The organism is Neobacillus sp. GCM10023253 (assembly GCF_042653105.1).
GTDB classification, from domain to species: Bacteria; Bacillota; Bacilli; order Bacillales; family Cytobacillaceae; genus Neobacillus; species Neobacillus citreus.
In genome coordinates this window covers 44,422-57,614 of sequence record NZ_JBHSHV010000017.1, presented here as the reverse complement: position 1 = coordinate 57,614, position 13,193 = coordinate 44,422, and the positions used below count along the sequence as shown (strand labels likewise).

13 protein-coding genes are annotated in these 13,193 nt (G+C 39.3%); 6 read left to right on the top strand and 7 right to left on the bottom strand.

The features are described 5' to 3' along the window. The first annotated feature begins 355 nt into the window (after positions 1 to 355). Together ACFPA1_RS20595 and ACFPA1_RS20590 are read left to right on the top strand one after the other, a co-directional pair. Positions 356 to 679, top strand: a complete 324-nt coding sequence (locus ACFPA1_RS20595) for an ArsR/SmtB family transcription factor (protein ID WP_378585112.1) — start codon at positions 356 to 358, stop codon at positions 677 to 679. Positions 680 to 1,036: 357 nt separating this feature from the next. Further along, positions 1,037 to 3,295: an ATP-binding cassette domain-containing protein gene (locus ACFPA1_RS20590; protein ID WP_378585111.1), complete on the top strand. Its 2,259-nt coding sequence runs from the start codon at positions 1,037 to 1,039 to the stop codon at positions 3,293 to 3,295. Between the two features lie 393 nt (positions 3,296 to 3,688). Here the strand turns inward: ACFPA1_RS20590 and ACFPA1_RS20585 are convergent, their stop codons facing one another. Next, a complete protein-coding gene (locus ACFPA1_RS20585; RefSeq protein WP_378585110.1) occupies positions 3,689 to 4,342 on the bottom strand; it encodes an HAD family hydrolase in 654 nt (217 codons plus the stop codon). A gap of 232 nt (positions 4,343 to 4,574) precedes the next feature. Here ACFPA1_RS20585 and ACFPA1_RS20580 point away from each other — a divergent pair, with 232 nt between their 5' ends. Then, the gene (locus tag ACFPA1_RS20580) at positions 4,575 to 5,048 is read left to right on the top strand and encodes a GNAT family N-acetyltransferase (protein ID WP_378585109.1); all 474 of its coding nucleotides are present in this window, start codon (positions 4,575 to 4,577) and stop codon (positions 5,046 to 5,048) included. 300 nt (positions 5,049 to 5,348) lie between these two features. After that, positions 5,349 to 5,531 (top strand): DUF2187 family protein, encoded by a 183-nt coding sequence (locus tag ACFPA1_RS20575; RefSeq protein ID WP_378585108.1) that lies wholly within the window; start codon positions 5,349 to 5,351, stop codon positions 5,529 to 5,531. 293 nt (positions 5,532 to 5,824) lie between these two features. Here ACFPA1_RS20575 and ACFPA1_RS20570 read toward each other — a convergent pair whose 3' ends face one another. The 4 genes from ACFPA1_RS20570 to ACFPA1_RS20555 form a co-directional block, all read right to left on the bottom strand. Beyond that, positions 5,825 to 6,166 carry a YolD-like family protein gene (locus ACFPA1_RS20570; RefSeq protein WP_378585107.1) on the bottom strand — a complete coding sequence of 114 codons (342 nt, stop codon included), beginning with the start codon at positions 6,164 to 6,166 and terminating at the stop codon, positions 5,825 to 5,827. Positions 6,167 to 6,505: 339 nt separating this feature from the next. Beyond that, positions 6,506 to 6,643: a YvrJ family protein gene (locus ACFPA1_RS20565; protein ID WP_213117301.1), complete on the bottom strand. Its 138-nt coding sequence runs from the start codon at positions 6,641 to 6,643 to the stop codon at positions 6,506 to 6,508. 124 nt (positions 6,644 to 6,767) lie between these two features. Then, complete coding sequence (locus ACFPA1_RS20560; protein WP_378585105.1) at positions 6,768 to 6,986, bottom strand: DUF2922 domain-containing protein; 219 nt, start codon at positions 6,984 to 6,986, stop codon at positions 6,768 to 6,770. A 170-nt stretch (positions 6,987 to 7,156) separates the two neighbouring features. Beyond that, positions 7,157 to 7,375, bottom strand: a complete 219-nt coding sequence (locus ACFPA1_RS20555) for a DUF1659 domain-containing protein (protein WP_213146163.1) — start codon at positions 7,373 to 7,375, stop codon at positions 7,157 to 7,159. A 416-nt stretch (positions 7,376 to 7,791) separates the two neighbouring features. On the opposite strand from ACFPA1_RS20555, the gene ACFPA1_RS20550 reads away from it, so the two are divergent. Beyond that, positions 7,792 to 8,031, top strand: a complete 240-nt coding sequence (locus ACFPA1_RS20550) for a hypothetical protein (RefSeq protein ID WP_378585103.1) — start codon at positions 7,792 to 7,794, stop codon at positions 8,029 to 8,031. 461 nt (positions 8,032 to 8,492) lie between these two features. Here ACFPA1_RS20550 and ACFPA1_RS20545 read toward each other — a convergent pair whose 3' ends face one another. Next, positions 8,493 to 9,257, bottom strand: coding sequence for a SurA N-terminal domain-containing protein (locus tag ACFPA1_RS20545; protein WP_378585101.1), 765 nt, complete (start codon positions 9,255 to 9,257; stop codon positions 8,493 to 8,495). 457 nt (positions 9,258 to 9,714) lie between these two features. Between ACFPA1_RS20545 and ACFPA1_RS20540 the strand changes: the two genes are divergently transcribed. Then, positions 9,715 to 10,113, top strand: a complete 399-nt coding sequence (locus tag ACFPA1_RS20540) for a (deoxy)nucleoside triphosphate pyrophosphohydrolase (RefSeq protein ID WP_378585099.1) — start codon at positions 9,715 to 9,717, stop codon at positions 10,111 to 10,113. 19 nt (positions 10,114 to 10,132) lie between these two features. On the opposite strand, the gene ACFPA1_RS20535 is transcribed toward ACFPA1_RS20540, so the two are convergent. Beyond that, positions 10,133 to 12,946, bottom strand: a complete 2,814-nt coding sequence (locus ACFPA1_RS20535) for a DEAD/DEAH box helicase (RefSeq protein ID WP_378585097.1) — start codon at positions 12,944 to 12,946, stop codon at positions 10,133 to 10,135. Positions 12,947 to 13,193 lie beyond the last annotated feature (247 nt).

Here is a 13,193-nt window from a genome sequence, read left to right as displayed (position 1 = left end):
TTTGGCATGCTTATTTTTAGAATACCACACAATAAAAAGATATTTAAATGAAAAATGTTGACAAACTATTAGCTGGTTTATTTACCCCGAAACTAGTTCCATTCTACATTTAAGCGAAAAATCTCCGGTTATTTTACTTCTGCTGGTTACTTAATTAAGAATTTATTTGAAATATACAGTGAAGATTGCGAAGGGTTTCGCTTAAACCACGTACGGAGAGGTTATTGAAACAGTAAAGTTGATGATAAGAGTATAAAACTAATACCATTTTGTTAAAAATGAAAATTGACTCGACACCAATTAGTGTCCTATAATCAAGACACCATTTAGTGTCTAATTATAAGGTGGGGTGATTTTGAACGAGAAAAATCATCAGCGTGATGTTTATGCAGCCATCGCTGACCCAACAAGACGTAAATTGCTACGTTTGTTGGCAGATTCAGAAGAGTTACCTCTTCACCAATTAACCGGTCAATTTCAAATGGGCCGTACTGCTGTTTCCAAACATTTGGCTATCCTTAAGGAAGCTGGTCTAGTTGCTGAGCGCAAGGTTGGTAGAGAAACAAGGTATCGACTAAATGCAGCTCCCCTACAGGAAATTAAAGATTGGGTATCCTTTTACGAGAAGTTTTGGAAGGAAAACGTGACACTTTTAAAAAATTTATTAGATGAGAAATAAATAATTGGCTGATTCATCATGAGATTTTCAGTTTACAAGTTCAATCAATAAGTTGTAAAACATCTCCTTCCTGAGGCTATATTAATGTGTATGACAGGGAAATAGCCTTATAAAACAGATTACTTAATGGTATTTATTGCTCTCAAGTGATCTGTTTTTACACGTATGCCGGCTGATTTCGGGATTGGAAATTCTGCTATATTCCATCTGCTTTGCGGGTGGTAACAGCTTAGCTGGTACTACCCTATTCAAAAAAAGACAATCAATTTCTTGAGAACGGTGAACCCGTTCTGACTAAATCACCTTTTGCAGCACTACATCGATAAGGATCTTAATACAAGTAAAGGAAGTTATCTTATGACCCAAGAATATATAGAAATCCGCGGCGCACGGGAAAATAACCTTAAAGATGTATCTTTGCGCATTCCCAAGCGCAAAATCACTATTTTTACCGGCGTATCCGGTTCCGGCAAATCGTCCATCGTGTTCGATACGATCGCCGCCGAATCCCAGCGTCTGCTGAACGAAAACTTCAGTACGTTCGTCCGCACCTTTCTGCCGCGAGTTCCGCAGCCGGATGCAGACGCAATTGAAAATCTAAGCATGGCGGTGATCGTCGACCAGAAACGCTTGGGCGGCGGTTCCCATTCCACGATGGGCACGGTTACCGATATCTCGCCGCTTCTCCGTCTTCTCTTCTCGCGTGTGGGTCAGCCCTATGTTGGGCCTGCGCAAAGTTTCTCGTTCAACGATCCGCAAGGTATGTGTCCGGAATGCAACGGGACCGGCCGCAGGATGTGCGTTGACATGAGTAAGGCGCTGGACATGTCAAAGTCGTTGAATGAAGGGGGAATCCTGCTGCCGGGCTATGGAGTGAACAGCATGGAATTGAACATGCTCGAGCAGTTGGACTTTAATCTCGATAAGAAGTTGAGTGATTATTCGGAGGAGGAACTGGAACAGCTGCTGTATAGCAAGGCGAGGAAAGTGCCGACGAATTTCGGCGGGAAGACAGTGAATATTACTGTAGAAGGCGTCATCGAGAAGTTCACCAACAAGTACATCAAAAAGGACCTGAAGGCGTATTCCGATCGCACACAACAAACGGTTGCACCGTACATCTCCGAGGGTCCCTGCCCAAGCTGCCACGGTGCGAGACTCAGTCAGGCTGCGCTTAACTGCAGAATCAATGGACTAAACATTGCGGAAATGTCCTCCATGGAGGTCGGGCAGCTCATCCGCGTCATTCGGGAGATTGACAACCCTGCAGCAGCGCCAGTCGTCAAGTCGCTGACGGAGCGGCTTAAGCATCTGGTGGATATCGGGCTTGACTACTTGACGCTCGACCGTGAGACAGATACATTGTCCGGCGGCGAATCGCAGCGCGTCAAGATGGTGAAGCACCTGAGCGGAAGCCTGGTGGATGTCACTTACATCTTTGACGAGCCCAGCGTTGGCTTGCACCCCCGTGATGTACACCGGTTAAATGTGCTGCTTCAGAAGCTGCGCGACAAGGGCAATACCGTGATTGTTGTCGAGCATGATCCCGATGTAATCAAGGTGGCAGATCATATCGTTGATGTCGGGCCACTTGCTGGCAGCCACGGCGGTACCATCGTGTATGAAGGAAGCTACCACGGCCTGCTGGAGGCAGATACACTGACAGGCAACTATATGAAGCGTCCTCTCGTGCTGAAGCAAGACCCTCGGCAGCCATCCGGCAAGCTGTCCGTTCAGGCTGCCACGCTGCACAACCTGCGGAATGTAAGTGTAGATATTCCAACCGGAGTACTGACTGTAGTTACGGGTGTTGCCGGTTCGGGCAAGAGTACGCTAATTAACGAAGTGTTCCTCAAGAACCATCCGGATGCGATTGTCATCGACCAATCGGCGATTGGGGTGTCAACACGCTCGAATCCCGCGACCTACACAGGCATTATGGATGATGTGCGCAAGGCATTTGCTTCCGCAAACAAGGTCAACCCAGGTTTGTTCAGCTTCAACTCCAAGGGTGCTTGCGAGAACTGCCACGGGCTGGGCGTTGTGTCTATAGACCTTGCCTACCTCGATAGCGTGGAGGTGCCATGTGAAGTATGCGGAGGAAGAAGGTTCAAGGAAGAGGTGCTCGAGTACAAGATGAACGGCAAGTCAATTGCAGATGTGCTGGAGATGACTGTAGAGCAGGCATTGGATTTTTTCCAGCTAAAAGAGGTTGTCAAGAAGCTTCAGGCGATGAGTGATGTGGGGCTGAACTATCTTACACTCGGCCAGCCGCTCAGCACGCTCTCGGGCGGGGAATGCCAGCGCGTCAAGCTGGCAAGCGAGCTGCATAAGAAAGGCAGCATCTACGTGATGGACGAGCCGACGACCGGTCTACATATGTCAGATATCGGTCACCTTCTGGGAATCATGAACCGCCTCGTGAATGCCGGCAATACGGTGGTCGTCATCGAGCACAACCTCGATGTGATCAGCCAAGCGGATTGGATCATCGATATGGGACCGGAAGGCGGCAGCAAGGGCGGCCAGGTGGTGTTTGAGGGCACACCTGCACAGATCATCAATAAGGATCAGTCGATCACGGGAAGGTTCTTGATAGAACAAATTAAAAGTTAACTAATAAGGATCCTCAACCATGGCTGCCAGAAATATTGGCAGCCTGTTTCTGGCAATTAACCGATGTATGTTTTGGCAGTATGTTTATTGATCTTTATGAATCATTACTTAATCGCAAACCTGTTTAAGCACTAATATTTATTCATATTTGCAAAAAGATGCTTACTGCACTAACGGGGCAGTTTAGTTTAAGTATATTTCTTCACCAATTTAAATGAAAAAGCCGGTTTCCCAACTACGGAACTCGGCGGGTTAAGAAGTCTTTCCACTTTCAAGAAAGGTGGGGTGTACTAAACCTTGCTCTTAAAATTAGGTTATTTCTATCCACTTACATTATTGGGTCTTGGATACGTTTATAAATTACATCAGGAACTTCTTGAAGTGAATCTACTGTTATAAAAATACTACTATGCTCAACGTTAACTTCAACCAGGTTATATTTCCAATCACTTTCTGCTGGAATGTATATTGCATGGATTCCCGTTTCCAGTNTAATGAATTTCCAACCATCCATGTTACATTAGGGTCAGCCTTAATGGTTTTTAAAATATCGGATAGAGCTGTTGTATCCTTATGTTCCGAAATAAAAATGCGATGTTCAAAATATGTAGTCAATTCTAACTGGGTAATTTTTCTGTGTTGATTAGCCTCATCTCCTCCTGTATGCAAATATAATTCATGTCCCTCTTCTTTTAAACGTTGTAGAGTTTCATTCATATATGGAATAGGTTCAACAGGAATCTCGAATACCTTAAAACCCAACTCCCTTAAATATTGGATTTCATCTTTTTTCTTTTCCCTCCCAGTTAAGTCACAATAGTATTTATAAGTACCAACAAATGACTCAGGAAACCGATCTGACTTTAGTCCGTGCTCACTAATCGCTGCAACATCAAGTTGAAACTGCTTCTGTTTTATATCTTCCTCGGTAATCGGTTCAAACCACGCCATCATTTGGTCAGCGAACTCGTCTATTACTAGGTTAAAATATCTATTACAGTATGATAATGTATCATCAAGGTTAAATAAGATGTTTTGTTTTTGCATTTTTAACTCCTTTTCAAGTATATAACTTCGACTATTGTTCCACTTTGACTAAGTTAATATTACTAAGATAAGTAAGCAGAATGTCAGAGTTATTCAACTATTATTAATGGCAAAATCAAAGTGGTTGGTCAGAGAATATTCTTGTTCACAAAACGGATGTAGTATTCTGAAAATTCACCACAACAGGAACAAATGTTTGTTAAAATAAAGTAAACGACAAAGGGGGAGTTTGATGAGTAATATAATGCTTCGGAATGTGATTGAGGATGATCTTCCTATTTTTTTCAAGCATCAACAGAACCATGAAGCGAACCATATGGCTGCCTTTACGAGCAAAGACCCCAGTGATTGTGATGGCTTCACTACACACTGGAACAAAATTCTTACGGATAAGGGAATTATAAAGCAGACGATTATTGTCGAAAAGAATGTGGTTGGGCATATTTCATGTTTCGAGCAGTTCGGAGAACCAGAAGTTAGCTATTGGATTGGAAAGGAATATTGGGGAAAAGGAATCGCAACAAAAGCTTTACGGGAATTTCTAAAGCACATTACAATTCGTCCCCTTTATGCTCGTGCTGCGAAAGACAATGTCGGCTCTCTTAAGGTTCTAGAGAAATGTGGATTCACGATTACTGGTGAGGACAGTGGGTTTTCTAATGCACGTTGCGAAGATGTAGAGGAGTTTATTCTTACCCTCAATTAAAAAAATCTAAAAATAAAGTATGTATTACGTTATAGGGCGCAATTCTGCAGCAAGAATTGTGCTCTTTCTTTGGTTATGGCCAAAATGTTAAGGCTTATTGAGCTAAAGAGGCAGCGTTCCTGTATTGAATGAACTTTAAAAGGATAAGTTTGTGAAGAATTACACTTAAACAAACGGGTGCTTTCATTAAATAAAGGGTTGCGGTAGCCCTTCTGCTTTTTCGCAATAATTACAGCTTGTATTTGAATTGTTTATGCATTTTTTTATCTTTGCTGAAAATAATAAGTTCAGGGTGATAAAATGGCAACTGCTAAAATCGGGGACAATATTTCTTTTAAGCGTGAAGGAAAAAGCTATGAAGGAATTGTTACGGTTGTAAGAGAAAATTCTGTTATTGTTAAGTACGGACACAATAAAGAAAAAGACGAACCAATTACAACCATAGTCAATCATAAAAATTATAAAATTACTAAGTCAACTTAGTGAAAAAATACACTTAAAGTAACTGGTGCGTTTGTGGAAGCTCATTAGCCTAATTTCTCGTTAAAAACATGGAGGAATTAGGCTTTTTTATCACGTTGATATTAAAAGGAAGATGTCAAAAACACTTCACAAGGTAGCTACAAAGGAACTTGGTACTTATTGTGTAATATAATTAGAATCTTATTGAACAAAATGCACTGCTTTATGCAGTACATTTTAGACTGTAATTTTAAGTTTTGCGATAGGAAACGGAACCCGTTACAAATCGGATGTCTTCTTTTTTGGATGGGCGTTTAAGAATCAATTACTGCCAAGCCAATAACATTTCCGAATTCTATACGCTCAAACTTTCCAGGCTGCACCTCAATACGAAGCTGGTGCGTAATTGAATCAACGTAATGAACATGCCCTGAAAAATCCTCTGTAAATCCTTCGTTCCATACCGTAAACCTTACAGCTAAGTTATTTTCCATTGCGTAACATATCCGTTGGTCAAACTCTTCTGACTGATTCTCGTCGATTAACGGTTTAGGTAGACGCTCTTGATCCTTAAACATCGAACGTTGCATTTCAAAGGCTAACGGTAAAAATGATGCTGGTTGCCATTTAAGTTTCCCTCGGTCACGTATTGCCAATTTGGTCATCCCCTTCGTTATAATTATACAAGAACAAATGTTCTGTGTTAATAATAAGAAGAAGTTATTTATTTTTAATAACTACAACCACATTGACCGAAATTGCCAATTGGCAAGCTTAAACGTTTGTTTAGGTTGGACTTGGGCAACAATTTGTTGAAATCCATCAAACTAAGCCAATGGGGATGGTTTTAAACCAAACTGTCTCTGTATCCAGGGGCGAACAGCGAAGGTTTTGTTCATAATCAAGGTTCTTTTTTAAATTAAAAAGCCAACTGCCCAGTATAAAAAGGTAGTTGGCTTCAGTCATGTTGGGATTACCAAAGGGCGGTATGATGATCACCCCTTCATTCGCTCAGGTAGGCTCTGTATCGACTGGACGACTAGATCAAGCTTGGATTCTATTCGATATAGAAGATATAGGGTCACAACGATTGGGAAGCCGACCTCATTGATAAATGAGATGATTTGTTCCACGGCACATTCTCTCCTTTCCGAATCATATTTTAAAAGAGGCCGGTTTCGTAAAAGAATCCGGCCTCTCCCTTAGAACATATCGATATGACCAAATTCCCATACAAATTCGATATCTGATAACCTATTAAACAATTTCATACTCCACTACATTGCGGTCGATCACTCTTGCACCTTTTGCTTCAACATATCTGCCGCTGGCCGATGTAAATACATCCGCAGCAATGATCTGTTCCATCGATTGTTTAACAGCAGCCTCATCAACCGGCTCCTTCGGATTATCCACCGCAATGCGGGCGGTCTTACCAAACTCCGTACCAAACATTAATTCCAATGTTTTTGCCATCTCTGTTCACCTCCTTTCTTTGAGGCATGGGGACGGTTCTTTTGCCTCACTTTTTTTGCTGATTACCTCCTTGTTAGGTTTAGTTTGAAGGCTTCCTGAATTAATGGCCTTAGCCATTTGATGCACTAGAACCGTCCCTTTGCATCACGAGAATCACCCCTTAGCTTCCGTTAGGCAGTAAGTTCAGTACTGTCGCTACGTTCGACCTTGTTTAGCGGGTCATTGCATAAAGCTGAGATGGCGGTTGCCACCTGGAATAACTGGTCAACAGTCGATTCCATTTTGATGTTGCTAAATGTTTTTGTTTTTAAAACAGGGTTCCCCTGCTCATCCAGGTCCACCTGGAATGCCAGTCGAAGCTTTGAACCTTCTAATAATGCTTGTGCCATTGTCTCTCACCTCCTTTCACCCTTTATTTATGGTTTTTGGAGGGAAAAGGACAGGGTGGGAAATATTTTTTTGGAAGTCAGCGGGGAGTGCTAACGAACAATCGGGAATTCAAAGCGGGTGATAGAAATTACCCAAGATATTGGTCGATAAACCATCAAACACTGGGATCGTACTGTCTGAATATCCCCGGTTGTTATATGCTGACTCGTTGTCCTTACATTCCATTTCATTTAAATCCTCATTTAATAGATTTCTTTGTTTTTGGAAGACAATTTCATAAAAATAGGCAAGCGGATTTTTTTGAAGTAGCAGGAATCGTATTAATAGACAAATCTCTTATATGAAAAAGTTCAAAAGTAACAGATTCAGCTTTATGTTTTGAGGAATCGTTAAGCATATGGGGGTTATAAGGTTAATGGAAAACCTAGGTATGCTGCCTGTTCATGAAGAAGTCATGTCTGACAAAAGATCGAGAGAGTTTTTATATAGGGATTTTTATAATAAGGTCCAAAGAAGTGAACTTACATTTATGGCTTCTATTGATGAAAAACAGCTTAAGATGGTTCAAAAATGTTTTTGGCAATTAAAAAATACTGTTTATGGCAATATGTTTTATGAATGTAAAAAGCCTAAATTGAACAAGTTGTGTATATAAACTTGCATAATTTAGGCTTATTAATTTTATTTGTTATTGTGGTAAAGGCTACCCTATAGTTGAAGAAGGACGATAACCAATTTAATGGCTATCGTCCTGTTTTCCTTTCTACTTAACAGTATCATCTATAAATTGTTTACGATAGGAAACGGAACCAGATATATTTTGAGATGTTTGTTTTATTGTTTCATTTCATCTAACCTCATTTTTGTAGCGATTTCAGCATCTTTTTAGTGGGTCTGAACTTCCACAAGTTTTGGATTTAATTTACCCGTTTTCTTATTCTTATACAGCGGGGGTTGCTTCAGCAGCCTTACTCCACTGAGCCTCCTATAAAGAAACAGAAAATAGCAAATAAAAAAGAAGATGAACACTACATTTTGTAGAGATCCATCTTCTTTTTCGTTTGAAGGGGCGTTTGTCAACAGCCCCTAAAGCTGTTCATTTTTGTGTGTACCATCTTAAATCTTAATATCAATCTTTGCATTTTGCTTTAACTCTTCAACCTGCTTAGCGAGTGATTCCTGCTGTTTTTGCTGTTGAAGAGATTGTTGAATTTGCTGTTTTACGTCTTCAAGCTTTGGAACTTCTTGTCCAGTACTCTTCCCTTGTTCCGCATATTGATCATAAGCTTTTTGAATTTCTTCATCGGTTACTTTATCAGCCGGCACTTCTTTCTCAACATACTGATTTAGTATAATATCGTCACCAATTTGAGTTTTAAGTGTTTTCATATCCATGCCGGATTTTTGAAGAGCGGCTTCGAATTCTTTATTTGTTTTAAACCGTTTTTTGACTTCATCCAGTCGCTTATTAATAGCTGCCTCTGTGACTTTAAAGTTTTTTTTATCTGCCTCTTGAAGAAGAAGAGTTTGTCCGACTAGGCTGTCAATGGTTTGGTTTTTCACTTGCTTCGCAGCTTCTTTTGAAGTCGGATCTTGTCCCATTTGCTGCATTTGTCCTTGTATCGTTGCTAAAGCGCTATTATAGTCGCTTCCTAAAATTTTTTTATTATTCACGATGGCAACAGTCTTCTTTTCATCTATTTGCTGTGCTTTTAATTTCTTTTGCATTTCTTCCATTTGCTTTTGCTGTTCCTTCTGCTGATCGGTTACCGATGTTTTTGCTTTTTCGTCATTTTTAGCTTTACTTTCTTCATTTCCACCGCATGCAGCTAGAACAACAGCCATTAGAACAGTTATTACTGCAAACATCATTTTTTTCATAATCGAGCTCCTTCCATAAGCCAGAAGTATAAATTTCCAAAAAAAAATCATCTTGTGCGCATTATAAAGTTAATTTTACGAAAAAGAAACCGTATCGCGCTTTTTTAATATTTATAACAGGATTGAAACATTTAATACTTTTATGGAATTACCGGATTAGGAATTCTCCCTGTGATGATTTTCTCCTCCAGAGCTGAAGAAGCAGAAACATAAAGACTGGCGGAAGCCGCAGAATGCGTTACCTCAGCTATCAAATAGACAGTAAAAGAATAGTGGAGAATTCAAGTCATTACATTCACCATGATCAACCGAAGATTGTGATTGATAGCGTAATGGAGATAGTGGAGAAAACAGGATAAATCTGTAAACCTTTTTATATAACAAAAAACTCCCCTTGCAGCATCTAACCCTCAAAAGTGGTATCATAATGGCTAGTAAAAGGTAGAGGAGGGTTATCTTGAAAAAGCTTATAAAAGTTGTAGCAGCCATTATTGAAAACGAACAACAAGAAATTCTATGTGCGCTAAGATCTCCAGAGATGTCTATTCCAAATATGTGGGAGTTTCCTGGTGGAAAAGTGGAAGCAAATGAGGATATTTATTCAGCCCTAAAAAGAGAAATTGATGAAGAACTGGGATGTAAGATTGAGACATTTAATGAAGTTTTTAATGATAACACCCATGAATACGAAACATTCATTATTAATTTAATATCAATTAAGTGTAGAGTTATTGGAGGAACACCAACACCAAGTGAGCATTCAAATTTGATCTGGTTAAAACGAGAAAACTTAGATTCACTCAAATGGGCTCCGGCGGATGTTCCGGCAGTAGAGCAATTAATCCAAGAAAAATAGTCTTCTCGAAATGAGAAGACTACACTCTTTTTGTAAACTCAGTATATAACGGTGCTGGAACTTCATTCTCTAATTCCATAATGACAGTAATAGGCTTATCCCCTTCGAAGGAAATTGAATCCCCTTTTCCAATATAAATATACGGTTCAGTTTTTCCATCGATCTCTCTATATTTACGAATAAATAAGTGGAGATTTACGCCGCGCTGCTTATTATAGATAATATTCTTACCTCTTTCGGACTGCTGGGTAGTGCTATTCACCGACTGCCATTGGAACTCATAAGGGCTAATAAATTTATCCTTGTAGTTAATACTTTCCTTTACATCCTCTTCTTTATGTAAGTCGATGAAAAGGAAATACTCGTTCCCATTTGCCAGTAAACCTGAGCCCCTGAAAGAACTATGGATTTTTCGATAATTCGATAGTAAGGCAGCATCTACCATTTGATATTGTTCATATAGTTTAAAGTGCGGAACTCCGTAATATTCACCTTTGAATTCCTTCTCGTAACGAAAAATTCCATAGGTGATGATATCTTCAATATACTTCCTGTATTCTTCATTTTCTAAGACCTTTTTAAAAAGAGGTGTTTTGACTAGTTTACCATCGCTATATTGCACCAGCTTAGGCTTATTTTTAATCTGACCACTATCATAGTAATCTTGATTTAAGGTCTCAAAAGCATGCAAAATACTATCATCATCGACATCCTGGATCATCTTTAGAATTTGATACTTCGCTGTTGCCAGGTCAATTTCCTCGTGCTCTAACAAATATCGAATGATGACAAATTCATAAATCCTCTTTAGAGGAAGCTTAATTGATAATTCCTTGAGTACTCCCTCAAAAGACTCGTTCAGCAGCAGATTTTTTAAGTGGTCATCCTTCTCAACTTTGGCAACAAAGGATAGATAGTTTTTCTCCCGATCTATAAATTTCACCGGATCAGGTGCTCCATCGTATTTCAGATAATCCAACAGTAGATAAGGAATCCGCCCCTGATTAAGCTTCTTAAATTCCAAATACTCTTCCTTCAAGTACTTCATTGAATTAAAGTTTTCTTTATCAATCTGAGCCAAAATCCTTTCCTCAGAGATCTTGTCCATTTGAATATGAGTACACCCAGGAATATTGGCAAATCCAGTGGCAACTGCTACTTTTAAACTTTCTTTATCATAGTAGCGACTCCCATTTAACGCCAAGGCAATCAGAAATGTTTTATTATGGTTTCCGATAAAATCAAGAACTGTCAGGAATTCCTTACTACCATGCTTTCGTAATCCCCTACCAAGCTGTTGAATAAAGACAATGGGAGAGTTTGTTGGTCTTAACATTAGGACCGTATTAACAGAAGGAATATCGACACCCTCATTAAAAATATCGACTGTAAAAATAAATTCTAATTCATCATTGTCATTCTCTAATCGATTAATATATCGCTCACGGGTTTCAGGTGAATCCGCACCATACAGACAAACACTTTTATAGCCCCGTTTATTAAATTCACTAGCCATATACTGTGCATGTTCGATGCTGACACAGAACCCTAAGCCTTTTCTCTTATCACCATCATGACCATAGAAGTCCATCTTTTCGATGATAAAATCAACCCGTTCATTGACCTTCAACCTCTTGGTAATCTCGGTGATATCATCAATATCTACATCGCTTAAATCGATGCCTTCAATATCGGTAATCCCAAAATAGTGAAACGGAATAACCAGTTCATCCTCTAATGCTTCGTGCAGTCGTACCTCTAAAGCCACATTATTATCAAACAGATCAAACACATTGTACCCATCACTACGTTCGGGAGTGGCTGTCATCCCCAATATAAACTTTGGCTCAAAATAGTTTAAGACAGACTGATAAGTTGGACTAGTGGCATGATGGGCCTCATCAATGATTAAATAATCGAATTCATCCTTCTCAAATTCCTCATAGCATTTAGAAATAGTTTGGATCGTTGCAAACACATAATCTACATGTTTCTGTTTATGATTACCTGTAAGTAATCCAAAGGTGATGCCATCATTAGGAAGCAGCATTTCAAAGGTATCTTTTGCTTTTTTCAAGATCTCTTCTCTATGTACGATGAACAGGAGTTTCCTTGGCTTAAAACTCTTTACATCAAATGCCGACATATAGGTTTTACCTGTTCCGGTAGCTGCAATGACCAGGGCCTTTTTCTCGCCAAAGCTTCTCAGTCTCTCCAAATTTTCTGTTGCTCGCTTTTGCATTCGATTGGGAACAATATATTGTTTGTTTTCATAAATCATTTGATGAGTTCTTTGAGTCTGCTTAAAGCTCGCCAAAAATTCCTCATATCGATTGATAAAATCCTGGTCAGCATCATTACTCATATTCCATAGATAATCGTATTCCTTCAAGACATCTTGAATAAACCGACCATTCTCTTTCGTAATGATCTCAACATTCCATTCAATATTACTTTTTAGAGCACTTTGTGTGATATTAGATGAACCGATTATCACCTTATAGCTATCTCGGTATTCAAATATGTATGCCTTGGTATGGAAACCAATCTCTTTATCGGTAACAAACACCTTCAACTCAACGTTATGAAATTCTTTGATTTTCTCTAAAGCCTTAGCATCAGTGAAATTTAGATAGGTAGAAGTGATAATCTTACCTTTGATTCCCTTTTTCTCTGCTTCCTTTAACGGATCCAGCAGCAGCTGCAGCCCACTAAAATTAATGAACGCTACACTAAAATAAAACCGCTCACACTCGTTCATCGACTTCACTAGTTCTCTTAATAAATTGCCCTTATCTGAATTAACAATCAGTTTCTTTTCAGTCGCTTCCATTTCAATTTCCCCTGTACTTTCTGATACTGTTATAAATTGGATATATCAAAATTGTACAATATAATTGGGGAAATAAAAAGATCCTCTATTTTTGGGGGAATAGAGGATTTTAAATTGATTTATTTTTATAATGATGATTATTTTCTGTAACCCGTATTTTTTTAGATTTGTTTACGCACTCCACATGGGTTGGGAAGTGATGGCAGATAAATATTGATGTAGTGGTGTTTACCTTACACTTTTTAAT